Raw genomic sequence first — 22,968 nt, 5'->3', positions numbered from 1 at the left:
GGCTTTCTCGACTTCCGGTGCTCACGGACTGAATGTCCGCTCCGCTCCGGCTTCTCGAAAGCCACGTCATCCAATCCGGCCTGATGAATTCCCTTTCGGGATTTACCCAAGCTGGTCAACGAAGCCTAGCCCTTGAATAGACGCGGCTTGCCGAGATTAGGCTAGCTTGGAATGTGTTCACTCGTTCTGCGAGCGCATGCCGAAGGTGGCGGGCTTGAGGCCGTAGCGCATGTCGAAATCGTCGTCGGGCTGGATGCGCTGGGCGGTGGCCGGCTTGCGGTAGTCGGGATCGCCGGCCTGCCGGCTGGAGTCCACCACTTCGGCGAAGGCCATCTGCTGCTGTGGCTTCGGCACGTTGCGCAGCCGCTCGACGATCGCGGCGAGATCGACATCGCCGTCGACATCCGACTCCAGATCGTCGCGCTTGGCTGTGCCGGGGATCAGTTCCTGTGCCAGTTTCTCGAATTTCAGACGCATGGTCGTTGCGACACCTTCGCCGAAGGCGATGGCTTCGCGCTGGCCCATGGATGACAGGAAGGCCAGCGTCGAGGCGGAGGAATCGGCGATCGCCGAACGGATGATCGCCTGGTCCTGCTCGTTGGCCAGCCGCATGGCGAAGAAGGTCGAGCACTGCGACAGGATGGTCGGATCGAGCTCGCCCGGGCGCTGGGTGACGACGCCGAGATAGCAGCCATATTTGCGGCCTTCCTTGGCGATGCGCGACAGTGCATGCCTTGTCGGTGCGAAGCCGAGGCGAGCATCGGCCGGCATGTAGCGGTGCGCTTCCTCGCACAGCAAAAGCAGTTTCAGCCGGCCCTCGCTCCACAGCGCGAGGTCGAAGGCGAGTCGCGCCAGCACCGAACAGACGGAATTGACCACCTCGGACGGCATTCCGGCCATCTCGAAGCAGGTCACCGGGCGGCCATGATGAGGAACGCGGAAAATGTTGCCGATCGTCTCGTGGATCGTGTCCTCGATCAGCCGCGAATTGAACATGAAGCGATAGCGCGGGTCGGATGCGGCCGACTCGATGCGCGTCTTCAGCGATTTCAACGTCGGGCGGTCGTTCTTGCTTTCCAGGAGGCCCATGCGCTCGTCGATCTGCTTGATGAGATCGACCATGCGGTAAGGCACCGGCGTGTCGGCGGTCAGCGCATCGCTGCCGCGCCGCACATAGGAGCCGGAACTGGGGTTGCGATAGAGGTTCTTGGCGGCGGGGATCAGATCGCGCAGCACATCGACTTCTTCCGCCACGACCTCACGGCCGCGAAACAGCACTTCGGCGAATTCCTCCAGCCTGAACATCCAGAACGGCAGATCAAGCGTCTTGGAATCGACCCGGACGCAGAATTCCGGCAGCGACGCGGCGAATTCATTGTGCGGATCGAGAATGAGGATGCGCAGATCGGGCCGGGCGGCGATCGACTTGCGCAAAAGCAGCGAGACCGCCGTGGACTTGCCGACGCCGGTTGTGCCGACAATGGCGAAATGGCGCGCCAGCGTGTCGTCGATGGCGATGTTGGCGTCGATTGCCTCGTCCTGCGACAGCGTGCCGATGGTGATCGAATGACGCCCGGCGAGGTCGTAGACCGCCTGCAGGTCGCGGCTGCGGATGCGATGCGCAATGGCGCCGATATGCGGATAGGTGGTGATGCCGCGGTCGAAGATCGGGCGGTCGCCGGGCTCGGCGCCGTCGCGTACCTCGCCGATCAGTTCGACGCTGACCTCGATCGGGTTCTGCCCCTCACTGCTCCAGGCGCGATCCGATTTGCCGATCTCATAGACCAGGCCAACGGTCCGCGATGTGCCGAGATTGATGGAGATCATCTTGCCGACCGTCCACAGGCCGGTGACCGCGCCTTCGAGGTCGTCGGCATAGGCGCTGATGGTGGCACGCGCACCGTCGCACTGCACGACATTGCCCAGAATGCGCTTGTCGTTCTGCTCGGCGCGGCGGCGCTCCTGCGAGGTCGGTTCTCCGACGGAGGCTTCGCGCTCGACAAACATACGGTCCGATCCCCATTTCCGTGGAGCGTCGACCCTACGCAAATGGGGTTAAGGTGGCGTGTGACGGGATGGTGTAGCAGGCGTTAACCGATCAGCGAAAATTCAACCGACTAGCCTCTTTCCCAATGCTGGAATTTCGATATATTGGACGAATGACTGATATAGCGAATGACATTTCCTCCACCCTCGGCAGAAGAATCCACTCCGAACGAGCCTTGCGGAACTGGTCACTGGCAGATCTGGCGGACCGCTCCGGTGTCTCGAAAGCCATGCTCAGCACCATTGAGCGGGGCATGACCAGCCCAACCGCGGCGCTCCTGGTGCGCATCGCCGCCGCCTTCGGCATGACGCTGTCGACGCTGATTGCGCGAGCGGAGCGGCAAGGCGGCGGACTGTTGCGGGAAGGCGAGCAGCCGGTGTGGCGCGACCCCGGCACGGGCTATGTCAGGCGGCATCTATCGCCGGTCTCCGACATGCCGCTCGAACTGATCCGGGTGCAACTGCCGGCCGGCGCCAAGGTGAGCTTTCCGGCAGCGTCCTACGCCTTCATCAAGCAGCAGATGTGGCTGATCTCCGGGCGGCTCGACTTCACCGAAGGCGACGTCGTGCACAGCCTCGAGCCCGGCGACTGCCTGGCGCTCGGCGCGCCGTCGGACTGCACGTTCCACGCGGTCGGGCCGCAGCCCGCCGACTATCTGGTCGCGCTGGTCAGGGGCTGAAATCGTGGCAAGACGTCCCAAGCGCTCCGACAATGGCGGACCGCCGCTCGATGATTACAAAGGCCCGCCATGGGGCAAGGGCGACCCCTATATCTTCCTGGCGTGGCAGGCCGCGCACGCCAAGGCGTGGAAGGCACCGAGCCGGGATGTGATGCTGATGCGCATGGCAAAGGCCGAGCAGCTCGGGCTGACCTATGAGGAATACACGCTCGAAATCCTCGAACGCGGGTTGCACCTGCAGCCGAAAGACACCGACCGCATTGCCGCGATCAAGGCCGCGCGAAAGCGGCGCCGCGTAGCTCGACTGGATTAGCAATGGACACTGCACACATGGATGCCATCGAAATCAGGTCACTGACTGCGGAAACACGCGACATGCTGGCCGACCTCCTGATCGAGACGGTCGCTGCCGGCGGCTCGGTCAGCTTCATGCATCCGCTGTCCCGGCAGGCTGCGAGAGCCTTCTGGGACAAGTCGCTGGAGGCAGCGGAGAAGGGCGAAAGAGCGGTGCTGGGCGCCTGGAAGGGAGACGCTCTCGTCGGCACCGTGACCTTGCTGCTCGACTTTCCTGATAACCAGCCGCACCGGGCCGAGATCGCCAAGCTGATGACCCGTGTCGCGCATCGCGGCAAGGGCATAGCGAGCCGGCTGATGTGGGCTGCCGAAACCCTCGCTATCGAGAAAGGCCGCACGCTGCTGGTGCTGGACACGGCAACGGAAGAGGGCGCTTCCGGCCTCTACGAAAAACTCGGCTTCACGCTTACGGGCGAAATACCGGATTTTGCCTTGAAGCCGCATGGCGGGCTGACCGGCACGCTCATCTACTGGAAGCGCATCGGGCAGCCCGCCACTGCCTAACCCTTGTGATGAACCTGCTGCAGCCCGTAGACCGGCGTCGCGATGCCTTCCATCCGCGCCTTCAGCTGCAGCGACAGAAACTGCGAATAGTGGCGTGACTGATGCAGATTGCCGCCATGGAACCACAGCGCCTCCTGCTGCGTCGGCTTCCACATGTTGCGCAATTCGCCCTCCCACGGGCCGGGATCCTTGGTGGTATTCGAACCGAGACCCCAGCATTTGCCGACCTTGTCTGCGACCTCTCGTGAGATCAGGTCGGCCGCCCAGCCGTTCATCGAGCCGTAGCCGGTGGCGTAGACGATGAGATCGGCCGGCAGTTCGGATCCATCCGAGAGCAGGACCGAATGCGCCTTGATCTCGTTGACCTCGACGCCGCTCTTCAATTTGATCGAGCCGTCGATGATCAGGTCGGAGGCGCCGACGTCGATGTAGTAGCCGGAGCCACGCCTGAGATACTTCATGAACAGGCCGGAATCGTCATCGCCCCAGTCGAGCATGAAGCCGGCATTTTCCAGGCCTTTGTAGAAGTTGGCGTCGCGCTTCTTCATCGCGGCATAGGCCGGGATCTGGAACTCGTGCAGGATCTTGTAGGGCAGGGAGGCAAAGATGAGATCGGCCTTGGCGGTGGTCACGCCGCTCGCAACCGCCTTTTCCGAATAGAGCGAGCCCAGCCCGATCTCCATCAGCGTGTCCGACTTGACGATGTGCGTGGTCGAGCGCTGCACCATGGTGACGTCGGCGCCGGCTTCCCAGAGGGCGGCGGCGATGTCGTGGGCGGAGTTGTTCGAACCGATGATGACAGCCTTTTTGCCGACATAAGCGTCGGGGCCGGGGTGCTTCGAGGAATGGTGCTGATCGCCCTTGAAGCTGTCCATACCCTTGAAGCTCGGCATGTTGGCCTTGCCGGACTGCCCCGTGGCCAGCACCAGCTGCTTCGGCTTGAGCGTGATGTCCTTGCCGTCGCGGCGCACGACGACGGTCCATTCCTTTTTCTTGTCGTCATAGACGGCGCTCTTGGCTTGGGTCGAGGACCAATAATTCAGCTCCATCACCTTGGTGTACATTTCCAGCCAGTCGCCGATCTTGTCCTTGGGCGAGAAGACCGGCCAGTTCCGGGGAAAGTCGATATAGGGCAGATGGTCGTACCAGACGGGGTCATGCAGGCAGAGCGACTTGTAGCGTTTGCGCCAGCTGTCGCCGGCCCGCTCGTTCTTCTCGACGATGATGGTGGGCACGCCGAGTTGCCTGAGCCGCGCGCCGAGCGCGATGCCGCCCTGGCCGCCGCCAATGATGAGCGTATAGGGCTGCGTCTTGAAGCCGAGCTCGGCGGCTTCCTTCTCGCGCTCTTCCTTCCAGGTCGGGCGGTTCTTGCCATGGCCATGCTTGGCGCCGAGCGGGCGGTCGAAGCCGGCCGGCTCCTCATGGCCCTTGAGCTCGACCATGGTGGTGAGCAGCGTCCAGATCTTGCCGTCCTTCAGACGGATGTGACCGAAGCCGCGCGCAACTGAAGTCTCGAAGCTGATCCAGCCGTCGAGCACGCCATCGTTTTCCGTGGCGTCCTCGCCCTTGGCGATCGCCCAGTTCGACGGTTTGGTCTTGGCCAACTGGCTGACCAGCATCTCGCGCACTTGGTCGCGCCCTTCCATCGTCCTGATGTTCCAGGTGAAGGTGACGAGATCGCGCCAAAAACAATCCTCCTGGAAGCAGGCGACGGCCTTGTCGATATCGCCGGCGGCAAGGGCTGCGCCGAAGCGATCGAGCAGGTCGGACAGCTTCTTGTTGGGGGCCTTATCGAGCATCGAATTTCCTCCGCGATTTTTTCTGGCCGCCTGTAGCGGGCGGAACCCTGCCGAAGCTTGACGTCCGGCCTTGCGCAGTATCGCGGCAAATTATGCGTCGCGTCACGTCGTCCAATAGTTTGGCGCGTATTCAGGGACTTATCGGGAAATCGGCGTGCCAAAGACTGTGGCGAACCAGCGGCGGACCGCTTCCTCGGCTGGGCTCAGATGCGCGCCCGAGGGTGCCGTCAGATAGTGGCCGGCGCCGCTCGACAGCGCAAAGCCGGAAAGCGTGACGAGCGATCCGTCGCGCAGCGCTGCATCGGCCAGCGGGCGCGAGCCCAGCACCATGCCGGCGCCGTGCTTTGCCGCCTCCAGTGCGGTGACGAAACTGTCGAATTTGTGCGTCGGCCCGATTGCCGGCTTCATCCGCGCGACGGCAAACCATTCGCCCCACATTTCTCGCGCGCCGACGACCGTCAGGCGCGGCAATCCGGTCCAGTCCGGCGTTTTGGCAAGGCCGGGCGCCGCCATCGGCGTCAGGGTTTCCCGGGTCAGGCGGTCGGCCTGGCGCCCGGGGAAGGAGCTGGAGCCAGCGCCGAAACGAATGTCGAGCCCGCCGGAGCGCTCACTATAGTCGGCCGGGGTGTGGATGGTCTCGATCTGCAACTGGACGAAGGGCAGGTCTCCAGCCATTTGCGACAGCTTCGGCGCGATCATCAGCACCGCGAAAGAAATAGGCGAGCGGATCGTCACGCTCTGGATCGTTCTCGGTTCGAACAGTTCGCGCGTGCTGTTGGCGATCGTGGCAAAGGCCGATTGCAGATGCGGCAGGTAGGCACCACCTTCCGGCGTCAGTTCGACGCCACGCGCCAGGCGGATGAACAGCGGCTGCTTCAGCCGCTCCTCAAGCGAACGGATGTGCTGGCTGACCGCAGCCTGGGTCAGGCCGAGCTCGGCCGCGGCGGCGGTGAAATTCGACAGCCGCGCCGCGGCTTCGAAACTGCGCAGCCAGTCGAGCGGTGGCAAGGGGAGGGTCGTCTGAGGCATAAGCAGTTTACGGCCATTGGCTGCAAAATGATAATTTGAATTATGCCTCTCGCGCCTTCACCATGCAATCGGAAACCCTGCGGAGCTGGCCGCAGGGCATAGCGGACAGGACGGATTTTCATGCTCACCCACGCGCTGATCGGCGACGAAGGCAGAACAATCGAACTCGGCTGGAAGGACGGCGCGCGCACCCGCTTCCATGCCGTGTGGCTGCGCGACAATGCGCTGGACGACAAGACGCGCAGCGCCGGCAACGGCCAGCGGCTCATCACGATTCTCGACATCCCGGCCGCTACAAAGATCGGCGCAGCCTCGATCCAGGGCGATGCCCTCGAGGTCAGCTTCGTACCGGAGGGAAAGACGGTGCGCTTTCCCGCGGCATGGCTGAGCGCCAACGCCTATGACCGCGATGCCGCTCGTGAGCCCGGCTGGACGGGCGAGGCTACCGTGCGATGGACCAAGGCCTCGATGCAGCATTCGGTGCCGCGCGCCGGCTATGCCGCGGCCAGCCGCGACCGCGCGGTGCTCAGGCAATGGCTGTCGGCGGTGAAGACCTATGGCTTCGCGGTGATGGACGATCTGCCGGCCGAATCCGGGGCGCTGTGCAAGGTCTCCGATCTGTTCGGCTATATCAGGGAAACCAATTACGGCCGCTGGTTCGAAGTCCGCGCCGAGGTCAATCCGACCAATCTGGCCTACACCAATCTCGGGCTGCAGGCGCACACCGACAATCCCTATCGCGATCCGGTGCCGACGCTGCAGATCCTGTCCTGCATCGAAAACACGGTCGAAGGCGGCGAATCCAGCGTGGTCGACGGTTTTGCCGTGGCGGCCGCGCTGCAGGCCGAGAATCCCGAGGGCTTCCGCCTGTTGAGTTCATACCCGGCGCGTTTCGAATATGCCGGATCGTCGGGTGTGCGATTGCAGGCCAAGCGGCCGATGATCGAGCTCGGGCCGGATGGCGAACTCATCGCCATCCGCTTCAACAACCGCTCGCTGGCGCCGACGGTCGACGTGCCGTTCGCCGACATGGAGGCCTATTACGCCGCCTATCGGCGGTTCGCCGAACTGATCGAGGATCCGTCCTTCGAAGTCACCTTCAAGCTCGAACCGGGACAGGCCTTCATCGTCGACAACACGCGCGTCATGCATGCCCGCAAGGCATTTTCCGGCACCGGCAAGCGCTGGCTGCAGGGCTGCTACGCCGACAAGGACGGCCTGCTATCGACGCTTGCGGCGATCGAACACGGCTTCAAGGAGGCTGCGGAATGAGCAGCCAGGATTTGAACGCCGACAACATTGTCGAATTCATCGCCGACATTTTTGAGCGGCGGGGTGCGGAATCCTATCTCGGCGAGCCCGTCACCATGTCGGAGCACATGTTGCAGGGCGCCTGGTTTGCCGAGAAGGACGGCGCGCCGGACGTGCTGGTGGCGGCAGCCCTGCTGCACGACATCGGCCACTACACCAGCGAGTTCGGCACCTATTCGCCCGACGATGTCGAAGACAAGCATCATGACGAAGCCGGCGGCGAGGTGCTGGCGCCGTTCTTCCCGCCCGTCATCGTCGAATGCGTCAGACTGCATGTCGCCGCCAAGCGCTACCTCTGCGCCACCGACCCGACCTATTTCGGCAGACTGTCGCAGGCTTCGGTCCACACGTTGTCGCTGCAGGGCGGACCGATGAATGCCGAAGAGGTGGCCGAGTTCCGCAAGAACCCGTTCCACGAGGAAGCGGTACGGGTCCGCATCTGGGACGAGGCCGGCAAGATCGCCAACATGAAGACGCGGGCGTTTCGCGATTACGTGCCGTTGCTGCAGCGGGTTGTCCGCGACTTCGCCAATGGCACCTGACGGCAGGCGGGGAGGGAGACAGCCCATGTGTTTCTGCTTCGACGGCGAAGGCGCGGTGGCTGCATACCGGCCAGAAGCCTGTGAACGACGGCCAGCGGCGACTGCTTCATCGCCGGTCGTTATCAGCGACGTGTCCAGCCGACTTGCCACTGCCGGTTCGTCAAGGCCGGGCGACCTGGCGTCCGGTCGCCATCTTGCCGCTGCACCCGTTCCGTTGTATTGACCGCGCCCAATCAGCGGCGCCCCTTTCATCGCGCCGCACCCGTACCAACCACGCTTTGTAAGGAGGCGACGATGAGATCACGATCACGCATTTTGCGCCTCCGCTGGCGATGGGCGAGTTGAGCCGCTTCACGGCTAATCCCCATTTTCTGACAAGCTGAGAGCCGTGCCGCGAGGCGTTGCGGCTGTCACCATTCGAAGGCGATCACATCGATACCCAAATGCCCGGTCGGAGCCGTGGCAAACCGGTTGAAGCCAAGCGCTTCCGCCGACGATGGCGGTCGTCTGGAGGTCTGAGATGCACCTTTGCAACACGCTGTCAGGCCATTGTAAACATTGAAAGAATGGCTCTTGTGCCTGAATCGTTGCAGGCGTAGTGACATCGCTCATTCGCAACCCGTCATCCCCTCTGAGGAGACCTGTCCATGTCACGGCAATCCAGATCGACACATTCCGTGCCGGCGCTGGAATTGCGCGCGGCTGACAGGGTTCCAATCGGGAAGAACGGCCATGGCCAGGTCCATGATACAGCTCAGGCAGGATGCCGAGCGCCAACGCATTGAAGCATATCAGGCATCGTTGCAGCGTGTGTCCGCCGCACCACGTCCCGCTCCGGATTTCGAGCGGGCGCTCGATGAGGTGCGTCGGGGCTATGCCGGCGTAGCCATCCGCGACGGGGCGCTGTGGCGCCCGAAGTTGAAGACGCGCGACCCTGCGCGGCTGCGGTTGGCGGCTGCCCGCTATCTCTATGCGCGTTACCCGGTTTCGGCCGCGCTCGAAGCCATCTGGCTGGACAGGTCGGGGCTGGACGGCCCGGAGATCGCGCTGCGCCTGGCCTGGTACGTTGCGGCCGCGGGTGGCCAGTCGCTCTACAAGGCGGGCGCCAATGAATGGCTGTCGCGCAAGGAGGTGCATTGCTTCCTCAACGCGTCGGGCGAGTTCGGCTTCCGCGAGGCGTTCTGGTTCGCGATCGCGCGGTCCTACACCGGCGATAGCGGGCTGGCGGCACGGCTTGCGCGCACCAAGATTGCGCGCACGCCGCGTGGCGAGCTCACCTTCTGGCGTGAAGTGGCGCGCTTCTTCTGCGAGCAGCCAACGTCGAAGGAGGAGATCGACGATCTCTGCGACTATATCGCCGCCATGCACCGGCGCGACAAGGCGTATAGCCTGAAGGGCCGCACGCTCGCCTCGTTGCACCGGCAGATGTCGCAATGGCATCGCGACATTGCCGCCATCGAGCGCATCGAGGCCATGCGCCGCCGCGCCGCCGGTCGGGCCGCATTGGCTCCGGGCAGCGGCTGGGAGGGCTCGCGCCTTGAGGACTGGGAATGGGAGCCACCGGCCAAGGAGGCGAAGGCGCATGGCGAGCGCTTCTTCGTCCGCCAGCTGAAGACGGCCGAGGATCTGGTTGCCGAGTCCAGGGCGATGCATCACTGCGTCTCGACCTACGCGGTCAAGTGCATTGCCGGCAACGCCTCGATCTGGACGCTGCGGCGCAAGGCGCTTGGCAAGGCCGAGCGGCTTCTGACGATCGAGCTCGACCCGCAGCACCGTGCGGTGCAGGTGCGCGGTTTCGGCAATCGTCTGGCAACGCTTGATGAACAAAAGATCCTCAAGCGTTGGGCCAAGGCGAAGGGCGTGGCGCTCTGGGCCTGAAAATGGAACATCCGCGCGGCGTGAATGCCGCGCGGATTGCCCGTTGACATCCGCGCAAAACCAATTCTATTGTCCGCCACCATGAAAAAGGCACTCATCCTCGTAGGAAGGCGCGTGGGCAAGGCGGTGTAACCGCCGGGCGAAAACCTCCCATGCGCAACACACAGGCTCCCTCGGGGGCCTTTTTTATTGCCCGAAACACGACTAAACGACCAGCAATCGCCCAATGGCGGACAGTACGGGACAGGACCGATGAGCAACGGACAGAACGACCGGCGTGAAATGACAGGCGCCGAAATGGTGGTGCAGGCGCTGAAGGACAATGGCGTCAAGCATGTCTTCGGCTATCCCGGCGGCGCTGTCCTTCCGATCTATGACGAGATCTTCCAGCAGGACGAGGTCGAGCACATCCTCGTGCGCCACGAGCAGGGCGCGGGCCATGCGGCTGAAGGCTATGCGCGCTCGACCGGCAAGGCCGGCGTGCTTTTGGTGACATCGGGGCCGGGCGCCACCAATGCGGTGACGCCACTGCAGGACGCGCTGATGGATTCCATTCCGCTGGTCTGCCTGACCGGCCAGGTGCCGACCTCGCTGATCGGTTCCGACGCCTTCCAGGAGTGCGACACGGTCGGCATTACGCGCCCCTGCACCAAGCACAACTGGCTGGTGAAGGACGTCAACGAACTGGCCGCCACCATCCATGAAGCCTTCCATGTCGCCACGACCGGCCGTCCCGGTCCGGTGGTGGTCGACATTCCGAAGGACGTGCAGTTTGCCAAGGGCATTTACGTGCCGCCGCAGACGGCGCCGCGCACCAGCTACCAGCCGAAGGTCCAGGGCGATCTGGACAAGATCAAGGCCGCGGTCGAACTGATGGCGAGCGCCAAGAAGCCGATCATCTATTCGGGTGGTGGCGTCATCAATTCCGGCCCGGAAGCCAGCCATCTGCTGCGCGAACTGGTCGACCTCACCGGCTTCCCCATCACCTCGACGCTGATGGGCCTCGGCGCGTATCCGGCCTCGGGCAAGAACTGGATGGGCATGCTGGGCATGCACGGCACCTATGAAGCCAACATGGCCATGCACGATTGCGACGTGATGATCTGCATCGGCGCGCGCTTCGACGACCGCATCACCGGCCGGCTGACCGCGTTCTCGCCGAACTCGAAGAAGATCCACATCGACATCGATCCGTCCTCGATCAACAAGAACGTCCACACCGACGTGCCGATCATCGGCGATGTCGGACGCGTGCTGGAAGATATGGTGCGGCTGTGGCGGGCAAGCGCCAAGGCCGACAAGAAGGCGCTCTATCCCTGGTGGGAGCAGATCGCCAAATGGCGCGCGCGCGATTCACTCGCCTACAAGATGAACAACGACGTCATCATGCCGCAATACGCGATCCAGCGGCTCTACGCGCTGACCAAGGACATGGACACCTACATCACCACCGAGGTCGGCCAGCACCAGATGTGGGCGGCGCAGCACTATCATTTCGAAAAACCGAACCGCTGGATGACCTCAGGTGGCCTGGGCACGATGGGCTACGGCCTGCCGGCAGCACTCGGCGTGCAGATCGCGCATCCCGATGCGCTGGTCATCGACATCGCCGGCGACGCCTCGGTGCAGATGACGATGCAGGAGATGAGCGCGGCGGTGCAGCACAATGCGCCGATCAAGATCTTCATCCTCAACAACCAGTATATGGGCATGGTGCGGCAATGGCAGCAGCTGCTGCACGGCAACCGTCTGTCGCATTCCTACACCGAGGCGATGCCCGACTTCGTCAAGCTGGCCGACGCCTATGGCGGCCATGGCATTCGCTGCGAGAAGCCGGACGAGCTCGACGACGCGATCAAGGAGATGATTTCGGTCAAGAAGCCGGTGCTGTTCGACTGCCGCGTGGCGACGCTCGCCAACTGCTTCCCGATGATCCCGTCGGGCAAGGCGCATAACGAGATGCTCCTGCCTGACGAGGCAACGGATGAAGCCGTGGCAAATGCCATCGACGCCAAGGGCAGGGAACTGGTCTAGTCAACAAGCCGAGGCAGGGTTGTCGGAAGAAGCCGTGCGCAAACAGAGAATTAGCTCAAGAGTTTGAAATCGAGATTCATGTCATGAACGCACAGCTACAGCCGACCGGCTCCGCCTATTTCATCGCCAAGGAAACGGAAAAGCCGGAGAACCACACGCTCTCCGTGCTGGTCGACAATGAGCCGGGCGTGCTCGCCCGGGTCATCGGCCTGTTCTCCGGCCGCGGCTACAACATCGAGAGCCTGACCGTCTCCGAGACCGAGCACGAAAAGCATCTGTCGCGCATCACTATCGTGACACGCGGCACGCCGCATGTGCTGGAGCAGATCAAGCATCAGCTTGAGCGCATCGTGCCGGTGCACCGCGTCGTCGATCTGACCGTGCGCTCGCACGAATTCGGTCAGGAGCGGCCGCTGGAGCGGGAACTGGCCTTGGTCAAGGTTGCCGGCACCGGCGAGGCTCGCGTCGAGGCGCTGCGTCTGGCGGACGCTTTTCGCGCGTCGGTCATCGACGCCAACACCGAGCACTTCATTTTCGAGATCACCGGCAAAGGCTCCAAGCTCGACCAGTTCATCGCCATCATGAAGCCGCTCGGCCTGGTCGAAATCTGCCGCACCGGCGTGGCGGCAATGAACCGCGGCCCGCAAGGCATGTAGGCATTCATGCGACGTTAAAGTTCTGCATTCACGGTCGAGCGAGGCGATCCGAAAAGCGAACTGAGACTTGGTGGCGCATGACCCCGCGAAAAGAATTGGTCGTACATGTGATGATGTACGTTCTGATCGCATTCTCGATTTGGGTGCTTGCCCATGCCTGGGTGACGATGACGGTCCCAGCCTTACGAGGCAATGAATGGGTTGCCTATGCGGATAATCCAACCAGATTCTGGGACGTGATCTTCTTCCACGCCGGGTCCATTGTCATCTTCAGTTGGCTTCTTTGGGCACTGAAGTATCGCCGCCGGAACTGATCTGCCGAAGGCTTCCTGCCAGGTGCAATCGGGATATCAGTCGCCGGATTTTCTCGACTTGGTTTCAACCTTGCCGCTAGCCAGTTCCTTGCTCTCCCGTTTGATCGGGCGCGAGACCGGGCAGACGTCCTGAACGAAGCCGTTCAGCGTGTTAACCAGATTGTTCTGGACCAGCGAGTAGCGGATGAACTGTCCCTGCCGCTCCCTGGCGATGAGGCCGGCCGTTTCCAGAATGCTTAAGTGCTGAGAGATCGACGGCTTCGACATGTCGAAGCGCGCGGCGATCTCGCCTGCTGTCAGCGATGAATGGGCGAGATAGGCGAGGATCTTGCGCCGGGGCTGCGACGACAGCGCTTCGAACACGCGCTGTATGGCGCCGCTGCCGGCGGCCGTTTCGCCATTCGAGATGTCGTCTTCGATCACAATTCCTGCCTCGTAGATCGCGAAGGCGTCCGCCTCCGGTCTGCATTTCTCCGGCATTTAGACTATTGCCTAAATACCTAATTCGATATAGTAGATAATTAGCTTACTGCCTAAATAAGCGCCGACGCGGCGAAAGGCAAGGCTCTGGTTCGGAAATGTTTCCTGCAGAGGAGGGGTACCGATGAAGACCATATCCACAGGCAGAATGATCTCGCAGCCCTTGAGCGACGCCGAGGACGGCGAGGTCGTCTGGATGCCGGCCAAGTCGATCTGGGTCGGCGCGATGACGCTGATCGCCTTGGTGTTCGGGCCGCTGACGTTCAGCTGGAGTGCCTTCGCGTTGTTCGTGGCGACAACGGCGGTGACGATCTGCGCGGGACATTCGGTCGGCATGCACCGCCTGCTCATCCACCGTTCGTTCAAGGTGCATATCTTCATCGAACATGCGCTGGTCTATCTCGGCACGCTGGTCGGCATGGCCGGTCCGTTCGGCATGATCTATGCGCATGACATCAGAGACTGGGCGCAGCGCCAGACGGCGTGCCACGATCTGCACGCGCACCGCCGGCCGTTCTTCACCGACGCCTTCTGGCAGATGCATTGCGCGGTCAGCTTACGCAATCCGCCCGATTTCGTCATCGAGCCGTCAATCCGCAACGACCGCTTCTACAGATTTGTCGAGCGCACCTGGATGCTGCAGCAATTGCCGTGGGCGATCCTGTTCTTTGTCCTTGGCGGCTGGAGCTGGGTGGTCTGGGGCATCGCGGTGCGCATCTCGGTCTCGCTCACCGGGCACTGGCTGGTCGGGCATTTCGCCCATCGCAGCGGGCAGCAGGGCTGGCGCGTCGACGGCGTCGCGGTGCAAGGCTACAATCTGCCGCGTTTCGGCCTGGTGACCTTCGGCGAAAGCTTTCACGGTAACCATCACGCGTTCCCCGAATCCGCCAGGCTCGGCCTTGAGCGCGGCCAGATCGACCTCGGCTGGGTTCTTATCCGCATTCTCGCCGCGCTTGGCCTGGCGCATAATGTGAGGCTTCCCGAGAACACGCCGAAACGCAAAGGCCTACGGCGCGTCGCCAGCCGCAGCGAGAGAGCGACTGCTTCCCATGTGTTGTCGGCACGGCCTCACGGCAGGTAGGGTGCGCCGGCCGTAGCTGGGCTGGCGACACGACCAGACGGGTCACTGCCGGATGCATTGGACCAATCGAATGAAGTTGCGTCCGGCGCCCGGTCGATTTAAGTCAGTATTGCTGACCTTTGTGAGCCGTCATGACCCTCGACGCCTTCCTTGCCCTGCTGCTCTACGCCCTGGTGACCTCGATCACGCCGGGCCCGAACAACTTCATGCTGCTGGCGTCGGGCGTCAATTTCGGCATCGTGCGGACAATCCCGCATATGCTCGGCATCAGCATCGGCTTTTGCGTGCTGTTGCTGGCCGTCGGCTTCGGCCTCGGCGCGGTGCTGACGGCGTTTCCGGCGCTGCACACCGCACTCAAGATCGCCGGTGCTGCCTATCTGCTCTACCTCGCCTGGAAGATCGCCATGTCGCGCTCGCTGAGCGCCAAGGGTGAGACGGAGGCCAAGCCGATGCGCTTCGTCGATGCCGCCGCCTTCCAGTGGGTCAACCCCAAGGCCTGGGTGATGGCGATCACCGCAATGGCCGTCTACACCAACCCCGATCGTCCGTTCCTTTCGGTGGTGTTGATCGCTGTTGCCTTCTCGCTGGTCAATTTGCCGAGCGTGTCGATATGGGCCGGTTTCGGCACGGCGCTGCGCGGCTTCCTGTCGGATCCGGTGCGGCTGAAATGGTTCAACATCGCCATGGGCGTGCTGCTGGCGGCGACGCTCTGGCCGATGCTGAAATAGGGTTATGCTTGATATTCAGGTGAGGCTCGCCTGACCTGAATCTCAACCACACCCAGGCCAGCTCGCCGACTCTTGAGCCGGCTGCCCATTCATTGTGCAGTGCACATTAAATCTTCGTAATGCCGTGTTTTGGCCCTTTTCCGACAAAGGCGTGTCCTATCTACTTCGGCAAAACCGCGGCAAGGCGCCGCGATTTGCGGTAGAATGAGACCACCGGGTTCGGCGTGTCGGATCATAGGGCCTGTAGTCGATGCGCGGAAAAGTCGTTCTGGCGGTGGTGGTGGCAGCGGCCTGTGTCGCCGCGGCGTGGGTCTATTTTTCGCCAACGGCGATGGGCAGTCTGCAGCAGATGCTGCCGGGGGCCAGGCAGACGGCTTCCGCGGATACGCCGGCTGCGGCAGGCAAGACTTCGGCTGACAAGGCAGGGGGCAAATCCCGCGGCGGTGGCAATGCCGCGCGTTCGGCCTCGATCGTTTCGGCCACAGCCACAACCGCCGATTTCCCGATCCGCCGCTACGCCATCGGCTTCGTGTCTTCGCCGGCCGTGGTCAACATCAATGCGCGCGTGTCCAGCCAGATCGTGTCCATCGACGTCAAGGATGGCCAGATGGTGAAGACCGGCGATCTCTTGTTCTCGCTCGACGACCGCGCGCTGAAGGCGCAGTTGGCCAAGGACCAGGCGACGCTCGCCAAGGACCAGGCGCTGCTTGCAAGTTCGGTGTCCGATCTCCAGCGCGCCAAGGATCTTGTCGCCAAGCAGGCCGGCACGCAGCAGACCTATGACCAGGCGGTTGCGGCGCAGAAGGCGGCTGCGGCGACCGTCGATTCCGACCAGGCGACGATCGATGCCGACAATGTTCAGCTCGGCTTTGCCACGATCACGGCGCCGATTGCCGGGCGGTTGGGCGCGGTGAATGTTTCGGTCGGTGACCTCGTCACCGTGAGCAACGGCAACTCGAGCACGGCGACGCCGCTGGTGACGATCACGCAGATCGATCCGCTGCAGGTCAATTTCAATCTGCCGGAAAGCAATCTGGCGCTGCTGCACAAGGCGCTGGCCAATCCGCAGCAAAACGCGGTGACGCTGACCAAGGACGGCGACCCGACACCGATCGGCAAGGGCACGCTCGACTTCGTCGATTCCAGCGTCGACACCGCGTCCGGCACCATCGCCACGCGGGCGAGCATTCCCAACGCCGATCTCTCGCTGTGGCCCGGGCAATATGTGAATGTCGTGCTCGACGCCGGCATCATGCCGCAGATGACCTCGGTTCCGACGGTCGCGGTCCAGCCCAGCCAGAAGGGGCCGTTCGTCTATGTGGTCAAGCCGGACAACACGGTCGAGATGCGGCCGGTGCAGGTGGCGCTGACCGAAGGTGAAAACAGCGCCATCAGCGCGGGCGTGAAGTCGGGCGAGAAGGTGGTTGTCGAGGGCCAGACCAGGCTGAAGGACGGCGCCGCGGTGCACGAAGGCAAGGCGGCCGGCGGTGACCAGGCCGCGCCGAAGGTCGCGCAAGCCGACAAGGCAGGCGGAACACAGCCATGATTTCCGAATTTTGCATACGCAGGCCCGTCGCCACGCTGCTGATGTCGTTCGCCCTCGTGCTGGGCGGCCTGTTTGCCTATAAATTCCTGCCGGTGGCGGCACTGCCAAGTGCCGAATTTCCGGTCGTCAACGTCTCGGCCTCGCTGCCCGGCGCTTCGCCCGAAACCATGGCGACCTCGGTGGCGACGCCGCTGATCAAGCAGTTCGCCACCATCGCCGGCATCGATTCCATCTCGACCACCAACGCGCTCGGCCAGACCTCGATCGCCATCCAGTTCGTGCTCAACAGGGATATCGACGCCGCCGCCGCCGACGTGCAGGCGGCGATCGCGCGCACGCAGAAATCGCTGCCGCCGGAAATGACGTCGCCGCCGAGTTATCGCAAGGTCAATCCGGCCGATGCGCCGATCCTCTTGATGTCGCTGGTCAGCGATACGGTTCCGTTGACCGATCTCGATGCCTTCGCCGAAAACGTCATCTCGCCGTCGCTGTCGACCATAGACGGCGTCGCGCAGGTCTCGATCTTCGGCCAGCAGAAATACGCCGTGCGCATCCAGATCGATCCGACCGCGCTTGCCGCGCGCGGCATATCGATCGATCAGCTGCAGACGGCGATCGCGTCGGCCAACAGCAACACGCCGCTCGGCGTGCTGCAGAACGACAAGCAGCAGCTGACCATCACCGCCAACACGCAGCTCACCAACGCTGCCGGCTTCGCCAACATCATCATCGCCACCAAGGATGGCCATCCGGTGCGGCTGGGCGAAGTGACCCGCGTCGTCGATTCGGTGCAGACCACGACGACCGCGAGCTGGTATGACGGCACCCGCGCGATCATCATGGCCGTGCAGCGCCAGCCCGACGCCAACACGGTCGACGTCGTCGACAAGGTCAAGGCGATGCTGCCGTCCTTCAGGGATCAGATGCCGGCCGCCGCCGACATCAAGCTGCTCAACGACCGTTCGACCTCGATCCGCCAGGCCGTCGACGACGTGCAGTTCACGCTGCTGTTGACCATCGCCTTGGTTGTCATGGTGATCTTCGTCTTCCTGCGCCGGGTGACGGCAACCATCATCCCGGCCGTGGCGGTGCCGATCTCGCTGATCGCGACGCTGGGCGCGATGTTCCTGTTCGGCTTTTCCATCGACAACATATCGCTGATGGGCCTGACGCTTGCCGTCGGCCTCGTTGTCGACGACGCCATCGTCATGCTGGAAAACATTTTTCGACACATGGAGGAGGATGGGCTGTCGGCCTTCGACGCATCGCTGAAAGGCGCGCGCGAAATCGGCTTCACCATCATCTCGATCTCGATCTCGCTGGTTGCGGTTTTCATCCCGGTGCTTTTGATGGGCGGCGTCATCGGGCGCATCTTCAACGAGTTCGCCGTGGTGGTGACGGTCGCCATCCTGGCCTCGATGTTCGTGTCGCTGACGCTGACCCCGATGCTGTGCTCGCGGCTGCTCACGGTGACGAAGGCCGATCGCGACAAGCATAGCCCTGGCCACAAGCAGGACCTTGTCACCCGCGGCTATGACCGGCTGCTCAGCTTCTGCCTGCGCCACACTTTTCTGGTGTTCCTGGTCTTCGTCGGAACCGCGGCAGGGTCGGTGTGGCTGATCGAGGTGTCGCCGAAGGGCTTCTTCCCGCAAGAGGATATCGGCCAGATATCGGTGACGACAATCGCGCGCCAGGACATCTCGTTCGATTCCATGTCGAAGCTGCAAGGGCAGGTGGCCAGCGTCTTCTCGCATTCGCCCTATGTCGATCATGTGGCGTGGTCGGCCGGCAGCGGCAGCAATGCGCTCAACCAGGGGCAGCTTTTCGTCCAGCTCAAGGGCAAGGACCAGCGTCCCGACATCGAGAAGGTGCTTTCGGACCTGAGGCGACAGCTCGCCGGCGTGGCGGGTATCGAAACCTATATGCAGCCGGTGCAGAACCTGCGGCTGGGTTCGCGCTCGTCGGCCAGCGCCTACCAGCTGGTCGTGCAAGGCCTGGATACCGGCCAGACCGACATCTGGGCGCAGAAGCTGAATGACGCGATGGCGGCCGACCATGCGAACTTCACCGACGTCACCAGCGATCTGCAGAACAATGCCCTGCAGGCATCGCTGGTGGTTGACCGCGACAAGGCGGCCCAGCTCGGCATCGACACCGACACGCTGCGCTCCGCCCTCTATGGCGGATTCGGCACCGACCAGGTTTCGACGATCTTCGGCTCGGCCGACAGCTATGAAGTCATCACCGAGCTCGACCCCAACATCGAATGGTCGCCCGAGCGCATGCTCGCCATCCAGATGCGGACGGCGAGCGGCAGCCTGGTGCCGCTCGGCGCCTTTGCCCGCGTCGACCGCACGGCCGGCGCCTTGACCGTCAACCAGCTCGGCCAGCTGCCGGCGGTGACCATCTCCTACAATCTGCCGCAAGGCGTGGCGCTCGGCGACAGCACGGCCCGCATCGACGCGCTGAAGGAACAGATCGGCATGCCGACGGCGATCTCGACCAGTTTCGCCGGCACCGCCAAGACCTTCCAGGATTCGCTTGCCAACCAGGGCCTGCTGATCGGCGGCGCCATCCTGACGATCTATATCGTGCTCGGCATCCTTTATGAGAGCTTCATCCACCCGCTGACGATTCTGACCGGTCTGCCTTCGGCGGTGCTTGGCGCGGTGGTGGCGCTGCGCTTTGCCGGCATGGACCTGTCGGTCATCGCGGTGATCGGCATCCTGATGCTGATCGGCATCGTCAAGAAGAACGGCATCATGATGGTCGACGTCGCGCTGGAACTGCGACGAGAAGGCATGTCGGCCAAGGAGTCCATCCACAAGGCCTGCCTGATGCGCTTCCGGCCGATCATGATGACGACGCTGGCAGCATTGATGGGCACGTTCCCGATCGCGCTCGGCACCGGCGCAAGCGCCGAACTGCGGCAGCCGCTCGGCGTCGCGGTGGTCGGCGGCCTGCTGGCTTCGCAGGCGCTGACGCTGTTCGTCACGCCGGTGATCTACGTCTATTTCGAGAACCTCTCCGGCTGGCTGACGAGCTTCTTCACCTTGAAGAAGCGGCCGACGCTGCATGCCGTCGAAAGCGGCGAGCAGGCTTCGCTGTTCGGCCCCGAGGACCGGCTCATGGAACCGCAGAAGGCCGCCGCCGAGTAATCTGGCCCAAGCTGTGGTGCTTGCGGCGACGTGCCCGCAATCCTAATCTGTGGTCATGTCCCATGATCATGACCACGACAACGAGTTCGACCCGTTTGCGGCCCGCGTGCGCGCGCTGGAAACCATCCTCACCGAAAAAGGCCTGATCGATCCGGCGGCGATCGACGTCATCGTCGACACCTATGAAACGAAGATCGGGCCGCGCAACGGCGCCAGGGTCGTGGCGAAAGCCTGGAGCGATCCGGCCTATGCCGACTGGCTGAAGCGCGATGCGACGGAAGCGATCGCCTCGCTGAGCTACACTGGCAGGCAAGGCGAGCACATGCAGGCGGTGTTCAACACGGACGAGACGCACAACCTCGTCGTCTGCACGCTGTGCTCCTGCTATCCGTGGTCGGTGCTCGGCCTCCCACCGGTCTGGTACAAGGCGCCGCCCTACCGCTCACGCGCGGTGATCGATCCGCGCGGCGTGCTGGAGGAATTCGGCCTGACCTTGCCGGCGGACAAAAAAATCCGCGTCTGGGATTCGACGGCCGAACTGCGCTATCTCGTCGTGCCGATGCGGCCTGAAAATACCGAGGGCTGGAGCGAGGAGCAACTCGCCGAACTGGTCAGCCGCGACGCGATGATCGGCACCGCTGTCGCGAGGGTGCCGGCATGAACGGACCGCAGGATCTCGGCGGGCAGATGGGGTTCGGGCCGGTCGCGCCCGAAAAGGACGAGCCTTACTTCCATGCCGCATGGGAGAGGCGGGCTCTCGGCGTGACGCTGACGGCCGGCTCGATGGGCGCCTGGAACATCGATGAGAGCCGGCATGCCAGGGAATCGCTGCATCCCGCCGTCTACTATTCATCGAGCTACTACCAGATATGGATCAAGGCGCTGGAAGTGCTGCTGAAGCGTCATGGCTTTGTCAGCGAGCGCGATCTGGCCGAGGGCCGGGCGGTCGATCCGGCGGCAACACCGAAGAGGGTGCTGAAGGCGGAAAACGTGCCGGCGGTGCTGGCCAAGGGCGGCCCCTGCGACCGGCCGGTTGCGACGCCGGCGCGGTTCAAGGCAGGGCAGGCCGTGCTGACGAAAAATTTCAATCCGACCGGTCACACGCGGCTGCCGCGCTATGCGCGTGGCAAGCAGGGTGTGATCGAGGCGGTGCGTGACGGCTTTGTCTTCCCCGACAGCAACGCGCATGGAAAGGGTGAAAACCCGCAGTGGGTCTATACCGTCGTCTTCGATGGCGCCGAGATCTGGGGCGAGGGCGCCGACCCGACGCTCAGCGTCTCGATCGATGCCTGGGAGAGCTACCTTGACCCGGCATGAAGGCGCATTGCCGGCGGATATCGACGAGCCGGTGTTTGCAGAGCCGTGGCAGGCCGAAGCCTTCGCCATGACAGTGGCGCTGCATGACAAAGGCCTGTTTTCGTGGATCGAATGGGCGGACGCCTTGTCCGCTGAGGTAAAGAAGCCGGGCGCGGCGAGCGACGGCCACGATTACTACGAGCATTGGCTGGCAGCACTGGAAACGCTGCTGGCGGCCAAAGGCGTCGCCGGCAAGAACGATGTTGACACGCTCGCCGCCGCCTGGGAGCGCGCCGCGCATGCGACGCCGCACGGCAAGCCGATTTTGCTGGAGAACGATCCAGGGCCCTGACAATAAGGTACGGCCTAAACGGCATCATTCGGCCAATTTAGACTTCCTTTATGCTGCCCTGGATTTCGCTGCCCGTCCGGTTGTAAATATTGACGCTTCACGCAACATTATTGCCATGATGGAAATCGCTTCAGCACCCTGGCCTTTACTGAAAATCGCGATCGAGCCGAAGTCGGAGGCCGATGAAGAAAAGCTGCGCATCGCCTTGTCGAGCCTTGCGGATGAGGATCTCGGCTTCCGCTTCACATGGGACGAGGAAGCCGGCCAAACGATAATCTTCAGCAACGCCGAGCTTCACCTCGATCTTGTGATCGATCGGCTGGTCAATAAGTTCGAGATCACCCTGAATATCAGTGCTCCGCAAGTGGCCTATCGCGAGACGATCACCCGCAAGCTCGAACAGGATTACACGTACAAGAAGCAGTCATATGGGATGGGTCAGTTTGCCCGCGTGAAGCTGCTTTTCGAGCCGAATGGGCACCATCCGGAGTTCGTGTTTGCGTCTAGGATTCCCAATGGCGCGGTTCGCGATGAGCATGTCGCCGGTGTCGAAAAAGGGGTGCGCAGTGTCCTGCCATCCGGCCCCTTTGCCGGTTCTCCGATGATCGGAATGAAGGCGACGTTGGTCGACGGCGCCTTTCATGAGACCGACTCTTCGGCTTCGGCCTTCGAGATCGCCGGCCGCGCATGTTTCAGGGAAGCCGCACCCAGGCTTGGCGTGCAGCTGCTCGAGCCGATCACCGAGGTTGAAGTGGTCACGCCGCAGGATTGTGCCCGCGCCATTGTCAGCGACCTGGTAGGCCGCCGCGGCAAGATCACGGGCCGGGAAATCCGAGACGCGGACGTGGTGGTCAAAGCGTTGGTGCCGCTGGTCACCATGTTCAAGTACGTCGACATTCTGCGCTTGATGAGCCGGGACCGCGCGACCTACACGATACAGTTCGACCACTATGCGCCCGTTCCGACGGCCTACCGCGATCCACCGCCGCCGCCGGCAGTGGCTGCCTACGGCTGACTTGATACTCGCTGGACTGAGTTTCACCCTCGGCATTGATTGTTTTGTTCTCTTTACGTTCCGGTTTGTGGCTGATAGCCTGACTTGTCGGAGGCGCTGGCGATTGTCGCCGACAATGGTCGCCATGGCGGCCAAGCTTGTCTTTCTCTCGCGAATCCGGTCTGT

The 22,968-nt window shown here is 63.0% G+C and carries 21 protein-coding genes; 17 read left to right on the top strand and 4 right to left on the bottom strand.

The window, feature by feature from the left end; genetic code table 11:
- Positions 1–177 precede the first annotated feature (177 nt).
- Positions 178–2,007 carry an ATP-binding protein gene (locus tag AC1DZ8_RS22170; protein WP_477301348.1) on the bottom strand — a complete coding sequence of 610 codons (1,830 nt, stop codon included), beginning with the start codon at positions 2,005–2,007 and terminating at the stop codon, positions 178–180.
- A 152-nt stretch (positions 2,008–2,159) separates the two neighbouring features.
- Between AC1DZ8_RS22170 and AC1DZ8_RS22165 the strand changes: the two genes are divergently transcribed.
- Genes AC1DZ8_RS22165 through AC1DZ8_RS22155 form a run of 3 tightly spaced genes read left to right on the top strand, consistent with a single transcriptional unit; the run spans position 2,160 to position 3,584 of the window.
- Positions 2,160–2,726 carry a helix-turn-helix domain-containing protein gene (locus AC1DZ8_RS22165; protein WP_477301350.1) on the top strand — a complete coding sequence of 189 codons (567 nt, stop codon included), beginning with the start codon at positions 2,160–2,162 and terminating at the stop codon, positions 2,724–2,726.
- Between the two features lie 4 nt (positions 2,727–2,730).
- A complete protein-coding gene (locus AC1DZ8_RS22160) occupies positions 2,731–3,039 on the top strand; it encodes a hypothetical protein (RefSeq protein ID WP_477301351.1) in 309 nt (102 codons plus the stop codon).
- Between the two features lie 17 nt (positions 3,040–3,056).
- Positions 3,057–3,584: an N-acetyltransferase family protein gene (locus tag AC1DZ8_RS22155; RefSeq protein WP_477301494.1), complete on the top strand. Its 528-nt coding sequence runs from the start codon at positions 3,057–3,059 to the stop codon at positions 3,582–3,584.
- On the opposite strand, the gene AC1DZ8_RS22150 is transcribed toward AC1DZ8_RS22155, so the two are convergent.
- Both AC1DZ8_RS22150 and AC1DZ8_RS22145 read right to left on the bottom strand, forming a co-directional pair.
- Positions 3,581–5,383, bottom strand: a complete 1,803-nt coding sequence (locus tag AC1DZ8_RS22150; RefSeq protein WP_477301353.1) for an NAD(P)-binding domain-containing protein — start codon at positions 5,381–5,383, stop codon at positions 3,581–3,583. The genes AC1DZ8_RS22155 and AC1DZ8_RS22150 overlap by 4 nt on opposite strands.
- Before the next feature lie 138 nt (positions 5,384–5,521).
- Positions 5,522–6,412 carry a LysR family transcriptional regulator gene (locus tag AC1DZ8_RS22145; protein ID WP_477301355.1) on the bottom strand — a complete coding sequence of 297 codons (891 nt, stop codon included), beginning with the start codon at positions 6,410–6,412 and terminating at the stop codon, positions 5,522–5,524.
- A gap of 120 nt (positions 6,413–6,532) precedes the next feature.
- Between AC1DZ8_RS22145 and tmpA the strand changes: the two genes are divergently transcribed.
- The 6 genes from tmpA (at position 6,533) to AC1DZ8_RS22115 (ending at position 13,147) form a co-directional block, all read left to right on the top strand.
- Positions 6,533–7,684 carry a 2-trimethylaminoethylphosphonate dioxygenase gene (gene tmpA, locus AC1DZ8_RS22140; protein WP_477301357.1) on the top strand — a complete coding sequence of 384 codons (1,152 nt, stop codon included), beginning with the start codon at positions 6,533–6,535 and terminating at the stop codon, positions 7,682–7,684.
- Positions 7,681–8,265, top strand: coding sequence for a (R)-1-hydroxy-2-trimethylaminoethylphosphonate oxygenase (gene tmpB, locus AC1DZ8_RS22135; RefSeq protein WP_477301359.1), 585 nt, complete (start codon positions 7,681–7,683; stop codon positions 8,263–8,265). The genes tmpA and tmpB overlap by 4 nt, the downstream gene beginning before the upstream one ends.
- Before the next feature lie 732 nt (positions 8,266–8,997).
- Positions 8,998–10,143, top strand: a complete 1,146-nt coding sequence (locus AC1DZ8_RS22130; RefSeq protein ID WP_477301361.1) for a PcfJ domain-containing protein — start codon at positions 8,998–9,000, stop codon at positions 10,141–10,143.
- 252 nt (positions 10,144–10,395) lie between these two features.
- The gene (locus tag AC1DZ8_RS22125; RefSeq protein ID WP_477301363.1) at positions 10,396–12,177 is read left to right on the top strand and encodes an acetolactate synthase 3 large subunit; all 1,782 of its coding nucleotides are present in this window, start codon (positions 10,396–10,398) and stop codon (positions 12,175–12,177) included.
- A gap of 83 nt (positions 12,178–12,260) precedes the next feature.
- Positions 12,261–12,833: an acetolactate synthase small subunit gene (gene ilvN, locus AC1DZ8_RS22120; protein ID WP_023668352.1), complete on the top strand. Its 573-nt coding sequence runs from the start codon at positions 12,261–12,263 to the stop codon at positions 12,831–12,833.
- Between the two features lie 77 nt (positions 12,834–12,910).
- On the top strand, positions 12,911–13,147 hold the full coding sequence (locus AC1DZ8_RS22115) for a hypothetical protein (RefSeq protein ID WP_477301366.1): 237 nt from the start codon (positions 12,911–12,913) through the stop codon (positions 13,145–13,147).
- A 36-nt stretch (positions 13,148–13,183) separates the two neighbouring features.
- Here the strand turns inward: AC1DZ8_RS22115 and AC1DZ8_RS22110 are convergent, their stop codons facing one another.
- Entirely contained in the window at positions 13,184–13,627 is a 444-nt protein-coding gene (locus AC1DZ8_RS22110) for a metalloregulator ArsR/SmtB family transcription factor (protein ID WP_477301368.1), read from the bottom strand.
- Positions 13,628–13,751: 124 nt separating this feature from the next.
- On the opposite strand from AC1DZ8_RS22110, the gene AC1DZ8_RS22105 reads away from it, so the two are divergent.
- The 8 genes from AC1DZ8_RS22105 to AC1DZ8_RS22070 all read left to right on the top strand — a co-directional run bounded on the left by AC1DZ8_RS22105 (position 13,752) and on the right by AC1DZ8_RS22070 (position 22,803).
- Positions 13,752–14,708 carry an acyl-CoA desaturase gene (locus AC1DZ8_RS22105; protein WP_477301370.1) on the top strand — a complete coding sequence of 319 codons (957 nt, stop codon included), beginning with the start codon at positions 13,752–13,754 and terminating at the stop codon, positions 14,706–14,708.
- Positions 14,709–14,839: 131 nt separating this feature from the next.
- Positions 14,840–15,436, top strand: coding sequence for a LysE family translocator (locus AC1DZ8_RS22100; protein ID WP_477301372.1), 597 nt, complete (start codon positions 14,840–14,842; stop codon positions 15,434–15,436).
- Positions 15,437–15,686: 250 nt separating this feature from the next.
- The gene (locus AC1DZ8_RS22095) at positions 15,687–16,982 is read left to right on the top strand and encodes an efflux RND transporter periplasmic adaptor subunit (RefSeq protein WP_477301374.1); all 1,296 of its coding nucleotides are present in this window, start codon (positions 15,687–15,689) and stop codon (positions 16,980–16,982) included.
- A complete protein-coding gene (locus AC1DZ8_RS22090; protein ID WP_477301376.1) occupies positions 16,979–20,140 on the top strand; it encodes an efflux RND transporter permease subunit in 3,162 nt (1,053 codons plus the stop codon). The genes AC1DZ8_RS22095 and AC1DZ8_RS22090 overlap by 4 nt, the downstream gene beginning before the upstream one ends.
- Positions 20,141–20,195: 55 nt before the next feature.
- Positions 20,196–20,801, top strand: a complete 606-nt coding sequence (gene nthA, locus AC1DZ8_RS22085; protein WP_477301378.1) for a nitrile hydratase subunit alpha — start codon at positions 20,196–20,198, stop codon at positions 20,799–20,801.
- Positions 20,798–21,457: a nitrile hydratase subunit beta gene (gene nthB, locus AC1DZ8_RS22080; RefSeq protein WP_477301380.1), complete on the top strand. Its 660-nt coding sequence runs from the start codon at positions 20,798–20,800 to the stop codon at positions 21,455–21,457. Before nthA ends, nthB begins: the two co-directional genes overlap by 4 nt.
- Positions 21,444–21,788, top strand: a complete 345-nt coding sequence (locus AC1DZ8_RS22075) for a nitrile hydratase accessory protein (RefSeq protein WP_477301382.1) — start codon at positions 21,444–21,446, stop codon at positions 21,786–21,788. Before nthB ends, AC1DZ8_RS22075 begins: the two co-directional genes overlap by 14 nt.
- A complete protein-coding gene (locus AC1DZ8_RS22070; protein ID WP_477401646.1) occupies positions 21,736–22,803 on the top strand; it encodes a translation factor GTPase family protein in 1,068 nt (355 codons plus the stop codon). Before AC1DZ8_RS22075 ends, AC1DZ8_RS22070 begins: the two co-directional genes overlap by 53 nt.
- The last annotated feature ends 165 nt before the right edge of the window (positions 22,804–22,968 follow it).

The organism is Mesorhizobium sp. P2_F7 (assembly GCF_056403695.1).
Note: the sequence above shows the minus strand (reverse complement) of the source record. Positions and strands in the feature narration are given on the sequence as shown.